At 55.4% G+C, this 2,790-nt stretch carries 3 protein-coding genes; 1 reads left to right on the forward strand and 2 read right to left on the reverse strand.

Translation table 11 applies throughout. The features are described 5' to 3' along the window. Positions 1-125: 125 nt before the first annotated feature. Complete coding sequence (locus FS320_RS41265) at positions 126-329, reverse strand: hypothetical protein (protein WP_152718369.1); 204 nt, start codon at positions 327-329, stop codon at positions 126-128. Between the two features lie 114 nt (positions 330-443). Beyond that, positions 444-845: a Rap1a/Tai family immunity protein gene (locus tag FS320_RS51270; RefSeq protein ID WP_420846844.1), complete on the reverse strand. Its 402-nt coding sequence runs from the start codon at positions 843-845 to the stop codon at positions 444-446. Positions 846-903: 58 nt separating this feature from the next. Between FS320_RS51270 and FS320_RS41270 the strand changes: the two genes are divergently transcribed. Next, positions 904-1,095 (forward strand): hypothetical protein, encoded by a 192-nt coding sequence (locus FS320_RS41270; RefSeq protein ID WP_152718371.1) that lies wholly within the window; start codon positions 904-906, stop codon positions 1,093-1,095. The last annotated feature ends 1,695 nt before the right edge of the window (positions 1,096-2,790 follow it).

Consider the following 2,790-nt stretch of genomic DNA (forward strand, 5'->3'; position numbering starts at 1 on the left):
TCATGGCGGGTGTGGCACAGTGCAATCGGTGGCAGGGGTTGGTCTCAGCAACCAAATCCTACGCTGCTTCAAGCGCTTAAGCTACATCCGCCAGCCCTCTCCAGCCCTCTCGTGCATAAGAACGGCTAGTGAAGGTGCTCGCTTGAGACGGCTTCCCTGCCGAGGACCAGCTTGTTGAGCTTGGGTGGATCGACGTCGAGACGGTCTGCCCATTCCTCCAAGGCTGAAGTGTAGAGATGGGCCATGAGGCCCGTCGGTTTCTGTGTGCCGTTCTTCAGCCTGACCAGCTCGCTCAAGGCGGTCTTCAACAGTTTTCGGTCTACCATCATGGGCGCACCTCATCGCAGCAGAAGTCTGTCTTGGCCGAGGGGATTGGCGTACCACCTTAGGAGGTCAGCGCTTTAACATTCGTTGAGCTTGACCAGCGTAATTCGCCTGAGCCCCTATTGAGCTGGACAAGGCCAAGCCGCTCGCAGTGCGATAATAGCTATGCGCCTGAAATCTTCGTCCAGAATCCCCGGATGTAACTCCATGTAATCGACGACTGCTCGCACTGCTTGCCCAAGACTAATACCATTGGGTGGGCAGTATGTCATGTCTTCAGGCAGCGATAGGCGGTAATAAGCCAAATCATCTATTATGCCCGCACAAACGCCCTGATAAAATAGCTCGCTGTCGGTTTTCTGAGCGAAGTTTCGACATCCATCGTATACTTCCCGCCCACTTAACACTGGACTTTCACTCATTGCAGGCATTGGCAGAAGAAACAGCAACGTAACGATAACCAATCCGATCATCATGGTGACCACAAAACAGTGACACCTCTTCAATGATTTCGAACCCATTCCTGTTCGTTGATGGCCGCGAGGCTGCGTCTTTCTAGCTGGTCCACGCCTGTCAGCATTGACCCCGTCTGATGCGGAACTGGGCCGGATCGGCACGAACGGGCAGAAGGCCGAGGTCTTCGATACGATCGAGGCGGCCGGCCAGGCGCGGGAGGCCGTCGCCAGCGCCAAGCGCCGGCCGGGGGTATCGGGATCTGTAATCATCGGCGGCGAGCGCGAAGGCTCAAAACGAGCCGTTTCGCTGAGTTAACATGAACTTGTTGGAGCGCCGCTAAGTTGGCGCGGCTCAATCCATTCGGACCGTAGGCTTTAGCAGTCGCTTGCAAGGTGTCGGCACATGCTGACGCAACGGCTCTAGCAACCGTATCGGCCGGGCTTATGCCATCGTCCAGTGCCTCGGACTGCCGTATCAAACAGCGAACATCCGCATCTACCGCAGCATCTTGGGCGGCAGAGTTGCCGGCAGCTACCTCCGGCCTTTGTCCTGAGTCGGTCCACGGGATCACTCAGATTTTGCAGGTTGAGGCGGCAAGCGCCCCTCGGGAGGGGGCTACACGTTTCAAGATCTGAGGGGCGAATGTCAACGCGATCTCGCGCGTGTCAAACCTACCGCGCAATTTCGCATAAGGTCAGTTCGGACACGCAGTTCAGCCTCTGGCTATTGTCGTTGATGCCCCTCGGCACAAAGCGCAAAATTGGGGCCTGTAGTGGTCGAGCGCGGCGCTCGGACTCCTGCCGCAGCCGTCGCTCTCCCACAGGCAAGGCCTCGGGTTGCCCCTTGGGGGCCTTCGCCGTTTCAGGGCTGCGAACTTCGCCGGTGTGACGCGGTGCACAGTCCCCGTCTGCAAAGTGGTTCAAAGTCCAATCATCGCCACCGGAGAAGGCCGATGATCAAGGCATACGGAATCGCACTTGCTGGGTTATTGCTCGCTGGGCTCGGGCCTACGTTCGCGGCGCCTGGCCCTCAGCAAAGACAATGCATCGTGGGGGAGCAGCGTATCAATGGCGTGTGCCAGGCCTTATCGGAAGGCGCTACCACGCACGACGATTGAGGGCTGCAAGACCGATCGCGGCCCCTTTTCGTTGGAGCTTTGGCTTGGTAGCGCCTGCGAAAACCGGCGAGTAATTTCGCATAGCTGGCAGCATGGAACAGCCCGGCCTGCGAGGCTACTTTTCCTGAAAATCTAAGTCGGCAAAATGAAAGCGCCCGCTTGTCAGGGACGCTCTGAGGTCCGACCCGTAGGGGCAAAATAAGAAATCGGTATCAACATGTATTCTCCAAATATGTGTCTTCAATAAGACCTATCTAGGGGTTAGGTTTGTTATCATTCCACGGGCGATCATTGTCTTAAACCGCATGGATACTAAGAACATTTAGGGATCACTTAGGGCTTCCTTACCCCTCGGGCAAAGTCGAACCAGCGGGTCGCGCATATGGCCAGAAGCCTTAGCGCGCAAAGCACAGACGCGATTCACAGATGTTCCGTTAAGGGACGTAAGTAGAAGAACATGGTAGGTAAGTAGACAATCGTATATTTGCAGGAAGGGCGGCAAATTGCGGCTTAGCAGAGGCGAAAATGGGTCAATAGAACATCATCTACTAAGATGATGTTCTATTCTGTTGATGTATGTTAATCGAATACGTAAAATTGTGCCTTATTTATCATGAAGTTAGGCATACGTACTTATTGTACCGATCAGAAAGGCTGGTTATACAAGGGCAACCGTAGGGGCAATACGGACCGAAGGGCCGCGACCACAGTCAAAGGCTGGGCCTGGCCCTTTTCCCATCACCGCTATGACGACGACCATGATCTGAGAGCTGGCTCGGGAAATTTGGACAGCGGGATAAGTGGAGTTTCTGCCTGAGAGCAGCCAGAATGGCTGCTGAACAGGAGAGACGATGAGCAAGAGACCCCGCCGGAACCACTCTCCGGCTTTCAAA

Source organism: Microvirga tunisiensis, from assembly GCF_009296175.1.
Classification (GTDB): Bacteria; Pseudomonadota; Alphaproteobacteria; order Rhizobiales; family Beijerinckiaceae; genus Microvirga; species Microvirga tunisiensis.